Source organism: Cupriavidus sp. BIS7 (assembly GCF_000292345.1).
Classification (GTDB): Bacteria; Pseudomonadota; Gammaproteobacteria; order Burkholderiales; family Burkholderiaceae; genus Cupriavidus.
Map to the genome: position 1 here is coordinate 40,996 of NZ_ALOU01000031.1, position 14,621 is coordinate 55,616.

Genomic DNA, 14,621 nt, shown 5'->3' on the forward strand with positions numbered 1-14,621 from the left:
CAGCGGTCGGGCATATGTGGGCATATGTTGCGTCGTGGGTGTATCTCCCAACCTCGGAGAATTGAAGTGAATACCGCCGGTCAGGTGCCGAATACTCCCTCTCCCGTGCCACCGGACGAGTTGGCACCGCGCAGTCGGCAATCGTCCACGGTCCAGCCCGCGTGGGTTCGCATCACTCACTGGCTGAATGCGATAGCGGTGGTCATCATGATGTTGAGCGGCTGGCGCATCTACAACTCTTCGCCGCTATTTGGCTTCCGCTTCCCCAATGACATCACGCTCGGCGGCTGGCTTGCGGGAGCCTTGCAATGGCACTTTGCGGCGATGTGGCTGCTGGTAGCCAATGGCGTGGTTTATCTCGCGATGAACATCGTCACGGGCCGCTTTCGGCGGCGCTTCATTCCGCTCTCCATCTCCTCGGCGCTACGCGACGTTGCTGCCGCCTTGCGAGGCAAGCTCGCACATCCCGACCTGACCGAGTACAACGCAGCCCAAAAGCTCTTCTATCTGGGCGTCGTTGTGGTGATAGTGCTGACGGTGCTGTCCGGGCTTGCCATCTGGAAGTCAGTCCAGTTCCCGCTACTGCGCATGCTGATGGGCGGCTACGACGCAGCGCGTTGGGTGCACTTCATCGGCATGAGTGCGATTGCGCTCTTTCTTGTCGTTCACGTAGTGATGGTTGCGCTGGTCCCGCGCACACTCATCATCATGCTGCGCGGCAGATAGACCGAGATCTGGAGACGTGTCGTGAACAAGTCTGGTGAAATCGTCAAGCTGGACCGCAAGCTGATTCTGCACGATGCAACGCGTGAGTTGAGCGCGCCGTCGCGCCGACTATTCGGCAAACAGGCCATTACGCTCGGTGGGTTGCTGCTGTTGACTGGCTGCAGTCTTACCGACGAGTCATCCGTTGAATCGTTCCTGATGGCGGTTTCACGGTTCAATGACCGTGTGCAGGGTTGGCTTTTCGACCCGAACCGGCTGGCGCCAACCTATCCGGAATCCAGGTTGACGCGGCCATTCCCGTTTAATGCCTATTACGGTGTCGACGAGGTACCGCAGGTCGATGCCAGGGAATTCCGTCTGAGAATCGGTGGCATGGTCTCGCGCAATGCGGCGTGGACCCTCGATGAACTGTATGCGCTTCCGCAGACGTCACAAGTGACACGCCATATCTGCGTGGAGGGATGGAGTGCCATTGGCAAATGGGGCGGCACTCGATTCTCCGAGTTCCTCCAACGTATCGGGGCAGATACCAGTGCAAAGTACGTAGGCTTCCTTTGCGCTGACGACTACTACACGAGCATTGACATGCCCACTGCGCTGCACCCGCAGACGCTGCTTGCCTTTACTTACGACGGCGAACGCCTGCCACCGAAGTACGGGTTCCCGATGAAGCTTCGCATGCCGACCAAGCTCGGGTACAAGAATCCGAAGCACATCGTTGCCATTTTCCTTACCAACAAATATCCGGGCGGTTACTGGGAAGACCAGGGATACAACTGGTTCGGAGGTTCCTGATGGAGCAGCCGGGCCCGACTGGCAATTGCAACTTCGCCGGTCTCCTTACTTACCTACTCAAGGAGAACACCATGAAAAGGTACCTTGTTTTGCTGCTTTCGGCTGCGGCCCTGCTTGCCGGCAACGCCATCGCGCAGGACACCATGAAGAAGGACGAGATGGGCAAGGGAGGCGCCATGAGCGCAAGCGGCAGCATGGCGAAAGAGTCGATGGGGAAGGATGAGATGAAGAAGGACCAGATGAGCAAGAGCTACACCAAGAAGCCCGAAAAGAAGGGCGGCATGAGCAAGGACGACGCTATGGGCAAGGACTCGATGGGCAAGGACGCGACGAAGCAGTAGCGGCTCCCGACATGACGCAGGCGCAGCTTTAGCCGGCGAACGTCCACACAACAACCGACGCGATCAGGCAGTAGCAGCCAAACAAGTACCACCGACCCTGCTCCAGCCAGCGTGACAGCCAGCGCAGCGCCAGCAATCCGGCGATAAAGCTGAACACCATGCCTAGCAGGCTCGGTGCCAGCATGTGCAGCAGGCCGTCAGTCGCGCCCGCATGCGCCTTGACGAAGCGATAGCCCTCCTTGGCGATGACGGCGGGTGTCAGCACTACCGCGAGCGCGAAGCTGAACTCTTCCGCGCGGCGGCGCTGCACACCCAGCAGCATGCCGCTGGAGATCGTTGCGCCCGAACGCGACAGTCCGCGGAACGGCAGGCACAGCCCTTGTACAGCCCCAACCCAGAAGGCACGCCGGCCAGTCAGGTCTTCAGTTGCCGTGTTGGCGCGTCTGGACGACACGATGATGAGCACGCCAGCCACGGCCAGACTGACCGCCATCAGCCTGGTATTGCCAAAGAGGTGTTCCACCTCGAAGCTGTCGGCGTTGCCCATCACGGCATGCTTGATGACATACAGCAGGGCCAGCCCAACGACCCCCGTTGCTGCCGTGGCCACCGCCAGCAGGACGCCGTTGTCCCACAGTGCCTTGGTCGAAGAGAAATACGTCTGCCGCCATGAGCGCCAGAAATAAGCGATGACCGCGAACATGGTGCCCGTGTGCAACATGACCAGCATCAGCGTCATGTCGGGCGAGGTCGGGTCCAGGCCCAGCCATTTCTCGGCCAGGATGACGTGGGCTGAACTGGAAACCGGTAGCAACTCGGCCAGGCCTTGGACGCAGGCCAGGATGATGATGTGAAGTGTGGTCATGCGATGTTTGATAAGTGCATTAAGCTGCATTAAACCGCACCAAGCGCCGCATCAAGCGTCATGTGGCGGTTCGCTTGTTGTGCGGGCTGGCGCAGGGCCGCGCGGGCAGTAGTCACTCCCGGGGCACAACTTACCGAATGTCACGACTCAGGGTCAACTTGGATCGTTGAAGCGTCGTTCTTGAGATAGATGAGGCATATCGCCAATGGCCGTCCCCACGGGGAATGGCACATCCGACAAGTTTCGAGACAACCAGGGAGATGCCATGTTCCGTAAGACGATGCAGCTTGCATGCGCAAGCGTGCTGCTCGGTTTGAGTGTTGCCGCTGCCGCCCATGGTGGCGGAGGTGGCGGCGGTATGGGTGCGCCTTCGGGTCATGGTGGCCATGAGGCCGCGATGAACTCAAACGGTGCGTTCTCCAGCGACCGGGACAAGGGTCAGCAGCGTGCGTCGGATCGCCGGAGCGTTGCGGGGACCAGCCACGAAAAGGCCCAGGACAACCGGATGCACAACAACGGCAATCACAGCCAAAAACACTAGCGAGCGTCAGCTTCCACAAGCGGCGCTGACCACCGGTGACGATGGGCGCGCAGCGCGGGCCTATTCGTCACCGTCGCGAGAAGCGCCGTGGATGTACGCGCCAAGGCCGGCCACCAGCGCGGCAAACGTGACGGCGCAGCGCGCGTTGTCGCGCAGGTCCTCGTGCATGGCCACCCAGGTATCGAGCGTTTCGGAGAACTGTTCCGGCAGCACTCTTACCAGCCGCTTGTCCCTTGCCGCCAGCCGTGCGTGACACACGCCTATGCCGAAGCCGGCGCGGATTGCGCCAAGCTGGGCAAGGTCGCTGTCGCTCCGGAATGCGAGACTGTCCCGCGTGATCGGCTTGAGCTTGCTCTGCATGCTGCGGATGAACGCGGTTTCCTGGTCATAGCCGATCAGTGCGTGGCGAGACAGATCGCTCATGGACGCCGGCACGCCATGGGTCTGCAGATACCGTTCATGGGCGTGCAGGCCCAGTTCAACGCCGCCCACGCGCCTGGCGATCAGGGCACCCTGCGCTGGCCGGAACATGCGTATCGCGATGTCGGCCTCGCGGCGCAGCAGGTCTTCCGGCCGATTCGACAATACAAGTTCGACCACAAGCTCGCCATGCGTGCCGCGCAGCGCGGCCAGGATTGGCGGCAGCACCTCTGCGCCGATCACCTCGCTCGCCGTCAGGCGCACCGTGCCCCGAACGCCTGTGCCATGGCTGCTGGCCACGCGGCGCAGGGCGGCCGCGGTGGCCGCCAGGCTTGCCGCATAGGGCCGCAACTCGTGGGCGGCATCGGTGGGCGTGAAACCGTCGAACGATCGCGTGAACAGCTTCAGTCCCAGCGAGGATTCGAGACTGTCGATATGCCGGCCGACGGTGGGCTGTGTGATGCCGAGCGCACGGCCTGCTGCGGATAGCGAGCCGACCTCCAGCACCTGCAGGAACGTCCGGTACCACTCCCAATTGGGTTCGCTCTGGATGGGTTCAGCTCGGATGGGGGCGCTGTGGGTCTGGTCGGTTCGGGGCACGGTATGCATTTTTGTATGGGCGCCAGTCGATTCTAGGCAATTTTCTTTCCCTTGCCGCTCATCCACACTGCAGACTCAACATCTCACGGGAGAATCACCATGCCGAAGGTTGCATTGCTTGGGGCGGCGGGAGTCATCGGACAAAGCATCGCCGCTGCGCTGCGCGGCAAGGGCGAGCGCTACAGGGTGGTAGGCAGGAACGATGCGAATCTGCGCCAGGCATTTGGCAACGACCCGCTGGCGGAGATCGTGACCTGGGATACGGATTCCGCGGAATCGATGCGTGCCGCGGTTGCCGGTGCCGAAACGCTGATCTACCTGGTTGGCGTGAACTACTGGCAGTTCGAACTGCACCCGCAACTGATGCGCAAGACGCTGGATGCCGCTGTGGCGGCCGGAGTCACGAACATCGTCCTGATTGGCACGGTGTATCCATATGGCAGGGCACGGACCACGCCGGTGCGTGAAGACCATCCGCGTGATCCGCACACGTTCAAGGGCCAGATGCGCAAGGCGCAGGAGGACATGTTGATGCAGGCCCATGCCGATGGCCGCATCAACGCGACGGTGCTGCGGCTGCCCGATTTCTATGGTCCCGGCGTCGAGGCCAGCCTGCTGCATCGCGCTGCGCTGGCGGCGGCGAATGGCGGCACGGCGGACCTTATCGGGCCGATCGACCGGCCCCACGAATTCGTCTTCGTGCCGGACGTGGGGCCCGTGGTGGCAAGGGTCATCGACACCCCGGCCGCGTTCGGGAAGATCTGGCACCTTGCCGGCGCCGGCGTCATCACGCAGCGCGAACTGATTCAGGAGATGGAGCGCCAGACCGGCCGGCCGCTGAAGCGGCGCGTTGCGGGCAAGATGACGCTGCGTCTGCTGGGCCTGTTCAATCCGCTTATGCGTGAAATGGTGGAGATGAACTATCTGATGACCGATCCAGTCGTCCTGGACGATTCCGCGCTGCAGCGGCTGATCGGGCCAATCCGCAAGACGCCCTACCGGGAGGGGATTCGCCAGACGCTTGCCGCTGCAGAGTGCGCTAATGCGCGCATTGCTCCCGAACTGGCCGGCTGATCCCGGCCCGGTGTCAACGCCATGAATCCGGCAACAGTTAAAGGAAGCGAGCGTGAGCGTGAGCGTGAGCGAGCGGCGCGGTGACGCCGTCGCGCGTTGCAACATGCAAGGCCGCCACACTCGCATGCCTGGCCCCTGGTCATTGGGGCAAGCGTTTCTTTCGTGTCGTTGTTTCACCTGATCATGGGAGCAGCCAATGAAGAATCTGCTGATGTCGATGGCCGTTGCGGCCGCGCTGGGCCTGTCGCTCGGTGCACAGGCGCAGGCGCCCGCCGGCGCGCCATCGGGTAGTACCGCCCTCTGCAAGGACGGCACCTACTATTCCGGCGCCTCGAAGAAAGGCGCTTGCGCCGGACACAAGGGCATCAAGGACTGGTATGGCGGCGCCGAGGCCGCCGCGTCCGCTCCGGCCGCTCCAGCGGCAATGGCACCTGCGGCTCCTGCACCCAAGGCCGCGACGCCGGCGGCTCCTGCCGCAGAGAAGAAGACTGCCGCAGCGCCGGGCGGCGGCCCGGGCCAGGTCTGGGTCAACACGTCTACCAAGGTCTACCATTGCCCGTCAGACCGCTACTACGGCAAGACCAAGAGCGGTGAGTACATGTCGGAGTCGGACGCCAAGGCCAAGGGCTTCAAGCCCGATCACGGCAAGGCCTGCTCCTGACGCCATCGCCAGTGCACGGGGCCACACGGGGCCAGCGGTCCCGTGCCGGCTCCAATCAGGGCCTGCGTTTCTGGTAAGTGCCGATCAGTTCGGCATGCGCAAGGATGTGCCCCTTCATCGCCCGTTCCAGGGCAGCCTTGTCCGGCCTGCCCAGATCGGGCAATACGACATCCAGTGCGTAGAGCTTGTGGAAATAACGATGGCGGCCAACCGGCGGGCACGGGCCGCCAAAGCCGGTGCGTTGCCAGTCGTTGAGGCCTTCGTGCGTGCCGGGCGGCAGGCTGCTTCGTTTGACCCCCTGGGCAAGCGATCCATCGTGCGGTGGCAGGTCATATACCACCCAGTGGACCCAGGTCATCTGCGGCGCAGCAGGGTCCGGCGCGTCCGGGTCGTCGACGATCAGCGCCAGGCTGGCCGTACCGGGCGGCAGCCCGGACCATGCAAGCGGCGGTGAGGTATCCGAGCCTTCGCAGGTGTGCACGGCGGGAATTGCGCCGCCGTTGGCGAATGCGGAAGAGGTCAGGGTGAGCGGCATCGATGGCCTCGTTTGGGCGAGTGGTCCTGGCCCGGACAGCATGACCGCACCAGCCAGCAACCACGGTAGAAGTGGCAATCGCGACATATCGGCCTTCGCCTGGGTATGGCGGCTGCTTCAACTTAGTGCGGATCGAGGACCGGATCAAGGGCCTGCGCAAGGGCCTGTCGTACATCGCCATCGGCCGCATGGGAAACGAAAATGGCCCGGCAGAACCAGCCGGGCCATTGCGCCGCGTCACCGGTTAGTGTCCGCGGGTTGAACCCGCGCGCTGTGACCGGGTAACAAAGCCGCCCTTTGGCGCGCCGCCGCTGGCCTTTGTCGTGGCGGGCGGGTTTCCCGGTGCGCCAGACTGGCTCATGGGCGTTGTCGGGGGAGAACCTTTCCCCTGGCCGTGAGATTGCCGTGGCGGACCCTTCATGATCGCCTCCATGTTGCGCATGCGCGTCGCCCAGCGCGTGTGTGCCGAGTGGGGCATGCCGGGTTGTCAGGGAATGGAAGGAGACGTGCTCTCTAGCGCGTCGTAACCTTTGACGCGCCCGGGCACGGGGAGGTTCGCTCGCCGGTCAGTGGTTGGGGTAGCGGTTGTAGTTGGCATTGTGGCTACACCCGGTTGCGCCGCCGGAGAACCGGGTGCACGATGCAACGCCCGCGTGCCCGCGTGCCCGCGTGCCCGCGTGCCCGCGTGCCCGCGTGCCCGCGTGCCCGCGTATCCGCACCCACAACTAGTCAAACATGATCGAATTTCACCGCGAGTTTCACCATACCGCACGCCGCGCCACAGTGGCGCTGGCCATTCTGGCTGGTTTGGCAGGCGCCGCGCTGCCGGCCCACGCCACCGAGCCGACGCAATGGCGCATGGCAACGGAGTACCCCGCGAACACCATGCCCGGCGAAGGGGTGTCCACCTTTGCCGCGGAAGTGAAGTCCCGCACGGGCGGGGCGCTGGAGATCGTTCCTTCGTACGATGCCTCGGCAGGCATCAAGTCTGCCGATATCCCCAAGGCGGTGCGCGACGGCGTGCTGGATGCGGGGGATGCCTACGGCGGCGCGCTGACCGGATTGAATCCCGTATTCGCGTTGTCCTCGCTGCCGTTCGTGGTCGGTAACATCCAGGACGCGCAGCGGCTGCTTGACCTGGCGCGCCCGCTCTACGCCAAGGCATTCGAGGCGCTCGGCCAGCATCTGCTCTATGTCACGCCGTGGCCAGCATCGGGGATCTGGTCCAGCCAGCCGGCATCCAGCGTCGATGCGCTGCGTACGCTATCCATTCGCACCTATGACACCACGTCCGCCAGCGTCATGCAGGCTGCCGGGGCCAAGGCGGAGTTCCTTTCGTTTTCCGAGCTTCCGGCACGGCTGAAGGCTGGAACGATCAACGCCGCGTTGTCGTCGGGGGATGGCGACGCGGGCCGGAAGTTGTGGGGCTGGCTCCCGTACTTCACGACCATCGAATATGCAATGCCGCTGTCGTTTGCCACGGTCAGTGCCCGCGCGTACGCGGCGCTATCGCCGGAGCAAAGACGCGAGGTCGACCAGGCCGCCCAGGCCACGGAGACCCAGCAGTGGTTGCGGCTGCGGAGCCGGGCCGAGGATAACCGGCAGCACATGCAGCGCAGCGGCGTGACCATAGAACCGCCGTCGGCCGCGTTGCGCACGGCGCTGCAGCGCGCGGGAGGGCAAGCCGTTGCTGAATGGGAGCAGAAGGCAGGCCATGACGCCGCCGACGTACTGGATCAGTTCAGGCGCACGCCCGCCGGGGCGCGTTGACGAAAACGGATAAGATACGGCCGCCCGAAAATCGGTCTAGTCGGTCTAACAAACAAGCGGAGTGATTCAGTGATTCAACCGAGCAACGTATTCAAGGACAACCTGGCCCAGATGCCAGCCATCGACGGCATCGACCGCATCGATCTGGTCGACGCCGCTGGTACGGTGGTGGCCAGCATCGAGAACAAGCCCGGCAAGCAGGGCTCGCTGGCCGTGTACAACTACCTGCAGCAGGCATTCGGCACGCTTGACGCCAAGGCCGCCGAATTCGGCCTCGCGTTGTTCGGCGAACACACGGCCGATGCGCGCAATCGCCCGAACGCCCACCCGAACATCGACCGGCTGCTGGCCATCGTGGCTGGCGGGGAAGCATTGCGCATGATCGTGGTGGCCAGCGCGTAAGCACTGCTGTCAACTAGCAACAGGCCGTGCCGCGAGGGATGCCGAGACCGGGGTGATGTCGATACAATGCCCTCTGCTCATTTACTGCGAACGGACATGCTCAAGTACACCGCACTGGCCATACTCGGCACGGCCCTGATCTCCACTGCGGCGCAGTCCGTAGAAATTCAGGGCGCAGGTTCCACAGCCGCGGCGCCCGTTTACCAGGTCTGGTCAACGGGCTACGCGGCAGCCACCGGCACCAGGCTCACCTACGCGGCCGTTGGCTCTGGTGAAGGCATCCGTCGCATTCGCGATAGCAAGGTCGATTTCGGTGCATCCGACGTACCGCTGTCGCCGCAAGAGGCAAGCAAGACAGGCCTGATCTGTATTCCCGCAGTCGTCACCGCGGCGGTTCCGGTGGTCAATCTTCCGTCGATCCCGAAAGGCCAGTTGAGGCTGACGGGCGATCTTCTGGCAAGGATCTTTCTTGGAAAGGTGGATGCGTGGGATGCGCCCGAGATTCGTGCGCTGAATCCCGGGCTCACATTGCCCAACCTGAAGATCACCCCTGTCGTGCGGACCGACGGTTCGGGAACGACCTACCACTTCAGCGCCTACCTGAGCGAAGTGAATGCGGAATGGAAATCGGCCAACGGCGCAAAGTCGTCGTTCACGTGGCCCGCAAGCTTCACGGGCGCAAAGGGCAGCGGCGAGGTGGTCAAGTCCGTGCAGAGTATTCGCGGTGCGATTGGCTATGTCGACTACAACTACGTGCTGGACGCAGGCCTGAATCCGGCGCAGTTGCGTAACGCTGACGGCAACTTCGTCAGTGCGACGGTTGCGGGCTTCCGCGACGCCGTTGTGCACAGCAACTGGAACCGGAAAGGCGACTTCACCGCGACGCTGGTCAATCAGCCCGGCGCTGAAGCATGGCCGATCACCATGGGGACGTTCATCGTCGTCCCTGCGGTCAGTCATGCAGGCGAGCGCACGCTGGAGGCCATGAAGTTCGTTACCTGGGGCTACCTGCACGGTGACCAGCTCGCGCGTGAGGCAAAGTTCGTTCCGCTGCCGGCCCAGGTGCAGGCCAATGCATATCGCGAGTTGTCGCGCGTGACGGATGCTTCGGGTAAGGCCATCGGTCTGCAAAGCATGGCCATGACGACGGGCAAGGCGCAGTAAGGCCGGCCCTTCAGAACCACGGGCGGGCGCCTGGCCACCCGCTCCCGTTTCTCAATCCTCGTTTCTCAATCGACGATGAAGAGCGTGGCGCCCGTCGTCGTCCGCGACTGATGCGGCTCGGCGTCGTCGCCGACCTGATAGCTCATGCCAGGCCGAAGAACGAACTGGCGCCCGTCTTCCAGCGTGGTTTCCAGTTCCCCGTCCAGGCAGAACAGGACATGCCCCTTCTTGCACCAGTGATCGGCAAGATAGCCGGGCGAATACTCGACCATGCGCACACGCACGCGGCGATCGCCCTCGCCAAAATACTGCGTACGCCAGAAGGCCGTCCCGGTTTCGCCCTTGTGCTCGGTACGTTCGACCTTCGACCAATCGGTTGTGCCAAATGCGAATGCATCCATCTTCATGCCAAGGTCCCCGAGGAAAAATGATGCGGGGGATTCTACACTTGGCGACTTTCGTGTTTCCCCGGCACCGGCCATGACCCGCCTCACCAGCTTCCCCCGCTTCGCTCGTTTATCTCTCCACGGGCTGATCGCCGCGGTCCTGATGGCACAGGGCAGCGCAAATGCCTCCGACATCGACTGCGACCCGTCCGCCACGCCTGCCGTCCCCGTGCAGACGCAACGGCTGATCTGCGAGTCCGCGCTGTTTTCCATGGGCTACCAACGCATCTATGCCGAGCAGCAGCGGCTGCTCAAGGCGGGCGCCATCAGCCAGGCCGACATCGCGGCGTTCCGGAAGAAGCGTGACGGCTGCGACACCGCATCCTGTCTGGATACCGTATTCCGTGAATGGAAGGCGGCGAATCAGTTCAGCCTGCCAACCAGCCAGACTATGGCAAGGTAGGTCAGTACGTGCGCGTACTGGTCCAGGCCAAACGCCCACCAGAACCGCGGCAGATCCGGCGTCAATTTGGCACGTCGGCCGAGGCGCACCTTCCAGCGGTCGATCATGTAGTGGACGACGGCGTCGAAGATCCCCAACCAGAGCCAGTGGGTCACGCCGAATCCGCCGAGCAGCACGGCCGTACACAGACCATGCAGGCCCGCATGGGCATAGCCACCTGGGCTCCGGAAGTCGCCTTTGCCGGCTAGCATCCAACTCGGCTGCCAAAGGAAGTCGCATACGAGATGCTTGGTGAACAACGCAAATAGCAGCAGCAACGCCATGGCATCTCCTTCGCAGCGGTCTTATTCGCCTTCTGATGCGGGTGGATCCATTTGCGCAACTGGTTCCGATTGAACTCGACCGTTTGTAGCTAAAGGCTGTCAAGCATTGCCTTGAATTCGCTCAGGTCAGCGAGATCGAATCCCTCGGTGAATCCACCATAGAGTTCGGCAAGTTCCTGGATTGCCACACGAGTCTTGCCTTGTTGCTGCGAGAGCCGCGCCAGGCTAAGGGTTGCGCGCAGTTCCAGCAACCTGGCCCCCTGCTGATGCGCGATGTCGATCGCCTTCTCGAAACACGCGACGGCGGCTGCGTCGTCCGTGGCGCAAGCCCCGACGTTCAAAGCGTGCAGTCGCAGTTCCCCCTCGATCCGATGCAATTCGGCTTCGCAATAATGCTCTCCCGTCGTCTCTGCCATGGCTTTCGCTTCGGCAAGCGCGCTCATGCCTGTGTCGACGCGTCCGATGCGTCCATAGGCCTCCGCCAGCAGGGCCAGAAAGTGCGACTGCCCAAGCTTTGCTCCGGTGGCAAGATAATCTGCAAGCCCCTCGCGCATCAGCTCGATGCCTTCCGCGATGCCTCCCAAGTCCGCCAATGCCCAGCCGCGAAGGATCTTCCCCCAGGCCAGCCAGACTGGGAAGCCTTGCTCGGTCGAGAGCGCGATGGCCGCCTCGGCTAACTCTTGCGTGAGACGCGGCTCGCGACGCAGCAAGTGCAACTCCGCCACCAGGCATAAGGCATGACCCATGCTGAAGGGGTGTGAAAGCTCCCGGGCAAGTTTCAGGGATGTCTGCGCATGCTTGCTGGCCTGGTCGGCATATCCGAGCGTACAAAGGGCTATTGCTGAAACCGAAAACGCACGGATCTCCGGGGAGACGCCATGGAATGTGAGATGGGCGTGAAGAGTCTTCGCGGAGTAGAGCGCGATCGCATGGCTAGTGAGGGCATATGCCGACCTGAACCGGCCTGAAAAATACAAGGTGGTTCCAAGCGAGGCTTGGGCCTCGCCGAGAAAATCCGGGTCTTGCGCCGTCTCGGCCAGGCTGATCAGCCGTTTTCCTAATTTGTAGGCTCTTGCGTGTTCTCCGCGCAGGGAGAAATAGCTGCGCAGGCCGATCAGAGTCGGGAAGAGCTGAGGGGTTTCGCCGAACTGGTCACACAGCCTCAGCGCGCGGATGTAGGTTTCCTCCACTTCGGGCGCGGCAAATCCCCTGGCTGCAATCAGCGCAGGCCCGATGGCAAGCTGCAACGCGATTTCGCGGCGGTCTCGCTCGGGGTCTTCCGGGAGGCGCCTGAGCAATGCCAGGGCTGCAGTCAGTTGGCGGATTGCTTCCTCATAGGCTGAGCGCTCAAGGGCCTGCTGTCCCGTGCACTGCAGGTACTCCACTGCTTTCGGGTCATTCCCGCTAAGGCTATAGTGCCGTGCCAGCTCGCTGTAGTAATCCTTTAGCTGATGTTGGAAAAGGGACTCAATCGCCTGAGCCGTGCGTTCATGCAGTGCGGTGCGTTGTTCCGTAAGCAAGGAGTTGCCAGCGACTTCCTGAGTCAGCGCATGCTTGAACGTGTATTCCACATCGGGGAAGGCCGGCCGCTCGTAGATGAATTCGCCGGCTTCCAGTCGGGACAGGAGGTGGCGGAGCTGATCTTCCGATTGCGCGACAACCCGCTGGACCAGACTTAACGAAAACTCCTTCCCGATCACGGCAAGGCTCTGCAACAAGTCTTTCTCGGCAGGGGGCAGCCGATCAATGCGGGCGGCCAGTACGCCTTGTACTGTGGTTGGGATATGCAGTGCAGTGGGGCTCTTCTCGACGCGGTAATGGCCAGGATCGCCCAGCAATACCTTCTCTTCGGAGAGGGTCTGCACCACCTCCTCCATGAAGAATGGATTGCCCTCCGTTTTCTCCATGATGAGCGCCTTCAGCGGCATGAGGGCGGGATCATCCCCGAGCAAGGCAGTAAGCAGTTCCTGGGCCTCGACCTGGCCCAGCGGATCCAGCCAGATGTTCGTGTAGCAGGGCTTCCGATTCCAGCCATGTTGATACTCGGGGCGGTAATTCAGCAGAAGCAGAATGCGGGCGCCTCCCAGGTGCTCGACGAGTACCTCCAGAAAGGCCTCGGTTTCGTTGTCGAGCCATTGCAGGTCTTCGAACAGTAGTTGCAGTGGCTGATTGCGGCTTTCCCGGACCAGCAGGCGAGTGATCGCCTCAAAGGTGCGCTGGCGGCGGATCCCGGAGTCCATATTGGGTAGTGCCGAGCCTGGGTCCGCGATACCGAGCAAATGGAGCAGGTAAGGCAAGACATCTTCCAGCGTGCGGTCGAGCATCAGCACCCGGCCAGCCACCTTTTCCCGGCACCTCCGCTCATCGTCGTCTGCCTCGATCTGAAAGTAGTTTTTTACCAGTTCGATTAGCGGCAGATAGGCAAAGGACTTGCCGTGCGAGACCGAGAACGTCTCCAGCACCATGCAGCCGCGTTGTGACAGCGTCTTGAACTCGTGGAACAGACGGGACTTCCCAACCCCGGCCTCGCCGACCACGCCAACGATCTGCCCGCTACCCGCCTTGACCCGGTCCAGGGCGACATGCAATTGCGCCAGCTCGACCTGACGTCCGACGAACCGCGCCAGACCGCGACGCTGCGACAATTGCAGGCGTGTGCGTAACGCCCCTGGGCGCAGCACTTCGTACACGGCGAGCGGCTCCGGAATGCCCTTTATCTGGGTTGCGCCCAGGGCTTTGAAGTCGATGTACCCTTCGGCGAGCTTGCGGACCGAGTCGCTCACGAGAATGGACGAAGGTGTGGCGATGCTCTCCATTCGTGAGGCAATATGGATTGTGTGACCCACCGGATCGTAGTCCGTGTGCAGGTCGTCCCGCCGGATGGAACGCACGACCACCTCTCCAGTGTGGATGCCCACCCGAAGCTGGAGGGGTATGCCTTGCGCCAGACGAATGCGGTCACTGTGGCGCCGCATGGCCTCCTGCATGCGTAACGCCGCATACAGAGCACGCTGGGGATGGTCTTCGTGGGCAATCGGTGCACCAAATAGGGCCAATATGCCATCACCCAGCAACTTGGCAACGTAGCCCTCATAGTGGTGCACGGCCTCCATCATCAGGGCCACAACTGGATCGATCAGGCGGCGTGCGTCTTCTGGGTCCAGGTCGTGGATCAGCGCCGTCGAGCCGGCCATATCCGCGAACAGCGCCGTGATGGTCTTGCGCTCTCCGGCGGTGGCGCCCCTGGCTTCCATGGCGGCCTGTTCGGCCCGGATGCGCTCGGCCAAGTGGGGCGGGGTGTATTGAATGGGGGGAGAGGACGATACTTGCGGCACTTCGTCGACGGATGCGCCGCACGCACTGCAGAAGCGGGCCGCCGGCTCCAGTGTGTGCCCACAGCGCGCGCACAGGCGTGCCAGCCTCGTGCCACACTGCTGGCAAAAATTGGCTCCAGACGCATTCTCGAAGCCACATTTTGTGCACTGCGCCATGGGGCCTCCTTGGAACCGCAATAGAACCACCTTCGGTTAATTAGAGGCTCCGTCGCCTTCCCAC

General features: G+C 62.7%; 16 protein-coding genes. 10 read left to right on the forward strand and 6 right to left on the reverse strand.

Annotated elements, in window-relative coordinates; genetic code table 11:
• Positions 1–105: 105 nt before the first annotated feature.
• The 3 genes from B552_RS0111635 to B552_RS0111645 all read left to right on the forward strand — a co-directional run bounded on the left by B552_RS0111635 (position 106) and on the right by B552_RS0111645 (position 1,862).
• Complete coding sequence (locus tag B552_RS0111635; protein ID WP_051003558.1) at positions 106–726, forward strand: cytochrome b/b6 domain-containing protein; 621 nt, start codon at positions 106–108, stop codon at positions 724–726.
• Positions 727–747: 21 nt separating this feature from the next.
• Positions 748–1,521, forward strand: a complete 774-nt coding sequence (locus B552_RS0111640) for a molybdopterin-dependent oxidoreductase (RefSeq protein ID WP_019449197.1) — start codon at positions 748–750, stop codon at positions 1,519–1,521.
• Between the two features lie 71 nt (positions 1,522–1,592).
• Positions 1,593–1,862 (forward strand): pentapeptide MXKDX repeat protein, encoded by a 270-nt coding sequence (locus B552_RS0111645; protein WP_026035567.1) that lies wholly within the window; start codon positions 1,593–1,595, stop codon positions 1,860–1,862.
• 28 nt (positions 1,863–1,890) lie between these two features.
• On the opposite strand, the gene B552_RS0111650 is transcribed toward B552_RS0111645, so the two are convergent.
• The gene (locus B552_RS0111650; RefSeq protein ID WP_019449199.1) at positions 1,891–2,727 is read right to left on the reverse strand and encodes an undecaprenyl-diphosphate phosphatase; all 837 of its coding nucleotides are present in this window, start codon (positions 2,725–2,727) and stop codon (positions 1,891–1,893) included.
• Between the two features lie 205 nt (positions 2,728–2,932).
• On the opposite strand from B552_RS0111650, the gene B552_RS0111655 reads away from it, so the two are divergent.
• Positions 2,933–3,268 (forward strand): hypothetical protein, encoded by a 336-nt coding sequence (locus B552_RS0111655; protein WP_237718196.1) that lies wholly within the window; start codon positions 2,933–2,935, stop codon positions 3,266–3,268.
• Positions 3,269–3,328: 60 nt separating this feature from the next.
• On the opposite strand, the gene B552_RS0111660 is transcribed toward B552_RS0111655, so the two are convergent.
• Positions 3,329–4,297 (reverse strand): LysR family transcriptional regulator, encoded by a 969-nt coding sequence (locus B552_RS0111660; protein WP_019449201.1) that lies wholly within the window; start codon positions 4,295–4,297, stop codon positions 3,329–3,331.
• 90 nt (positions 4,298–4,387) lie between these two features.
• Here B552_RS0111660 and B552_RS0111665 point away from each other — a divergent pair, with 90 nt between their 5' ends.
• Together B552_RS0111665 and B552_RS0111670 are read left to right on the forward strand one after the other, a co-directional pair.
• The gene (locus B552_RS0111665; protein WP_019449202.1) at positions 4,388–5,362 is read left to right on the forward strand and encodes an NAD-dependent epimerase/dehydratase family protein; all 975 of its coding nucleotides are present in this window, start codon (positions 4,388–4,390) and stop codon (positions 5,360–5,362) included.
• Between the two features lie 196 nt (positions 5,363–5,558).
• On the forward strand, positions 5,559–6,023 hold the full coding sequence (locus tag B552_RS0111670) for a DUF3761 domain-containing protein (protein WP_019449203.1): 465 nt from the start codon (positions 5,559–5,561) through the stop codon (positions 6,021–6,023).
• 55 nt (positions 6,024–6,078) lie between these two features.
• Here the strand turns inward: B552_RS0111670 and B552_RS0111675 are convergent, their stop codons facing one another.
• Complete coding sequence (locus tag B552_RS0111675) at positions 6,079–6,558, reverse strand: YbhB/YbcL family Raf kinase inhibitor-like protein (protein ID WP_019449204.1); 480 nt, start codon at positions 6,556–6,558, stop codon at positions 6,079–6,081.
• A 735-nt stretch (positions 6,559–7,293) separates the two neighbouring features.
• Between B552_RS0111675 and B552_RS0111685 the strand changes: the two genes are divergently transcribed.
• The 3 genes from B552_RS0111685 (at position 7,294) to pstS (ending at position 9,894) form a co-directional block, all read left to right on the forward strand.
• On the forward strand, positions 7,294–8,328 hold the full coding sequence (locus B552_RS0111685; protein WP_019449206.1) for a TRAP transporter substrate-binding protein: 1,035 nt from the start codon (positions 7,294–7,296) through the stop codon (positions 8,326–8,328).
• 69 nt (positions 8,329–8,397) lie between these two features.
• Positions 8,398–8,730, forward strand: a complete 333-nt coding sequence (locus B552_RS0111690; RefSeq protein WP_019449207.1) for a DUF2322 family protein — start codon at positions 8,398–8,400, stop codon at positions 8,728–8,730.
• A 96-nt stretch (positions 8,731–8,826) separates the two neighbouring features.
• Complete coding sequence (pstS, locus tag B552_RS0111695; RefSeq protein WP_019449208.1) at positions 8,827–9,894, forward strand: phosphate ABC transporter substrate-binding protein PstS; 1,068 nt, start codon at positions 8,827–8,829, stop codon at positions 9,892–9,894.
• A 65-nt stretch (positions 9,895–9,959) separates the two neighbouring features.
• Here pstS and B552_RS0111700 read toward each other — a convergent pair whose 3' ends face one another.
• Positions 9,960–10,301, reverse strand: coding sequence for a DHCW motif cupin fold protein (locus B552_RS0111700; protein WP_019449209.1), 342 nt, complete (start codon positions 10,299–10,301; stop codon positions 9,960–9,962).
• 73 nt (positions 10,302–10,374) lie between these two features.
• On the opposite strand from B552_RS0111700, the gene B552_RS0111705 reads away from it, so the two are divergent.
• The gene (locus tag B552_RS0111705) at positions 10,375–10,743 is read left to right on the forward strand and encodes a hypothetical protein (protein WP_026035571.1); all 369 of its coding nucleotides are present in this window, start codon (positions 10,375–10,377) and stop codon (positions 10,741–10,743) included.
• On the opposite strand, the gene B552_RS0111710 is transcribed toward B552_RS0111705, so the two are convergent.
• Together B552_RS0111710 and B552_RS0111715 are read right to left on the reverse strand one after the other, a co-directional pair.
• Complete coding sequence (locus B552_RS0111710) at positions 10,704–11,066, reverse strand: DUF3307 domain-containing protein (protein ID WP_019449211.1); 363 nt, start codon at positions 11,064–11,066, stop codon at positions 10,704–10,706. The genes B552_RS0111705 and B552_RS0111710 overlap by 40 nt on opposite strands.
• Before the next feature lie 89 nt (positions 11,067–11,155).
• Positions 11,156–14,557 (reverse strand): adenylate/guanylate cyclase domain-containing protein, encoded by a 3,402-nt coding sequence (locus B552_RS0111715; RefSeq protein ID WP_019449212.1) that lies wholly within the window; start codon positions 14,555–14,557, stop codon positions 11,156–11,158.
• Positions 14,558–14,621 lie beyond the last annotated feature (64 nt).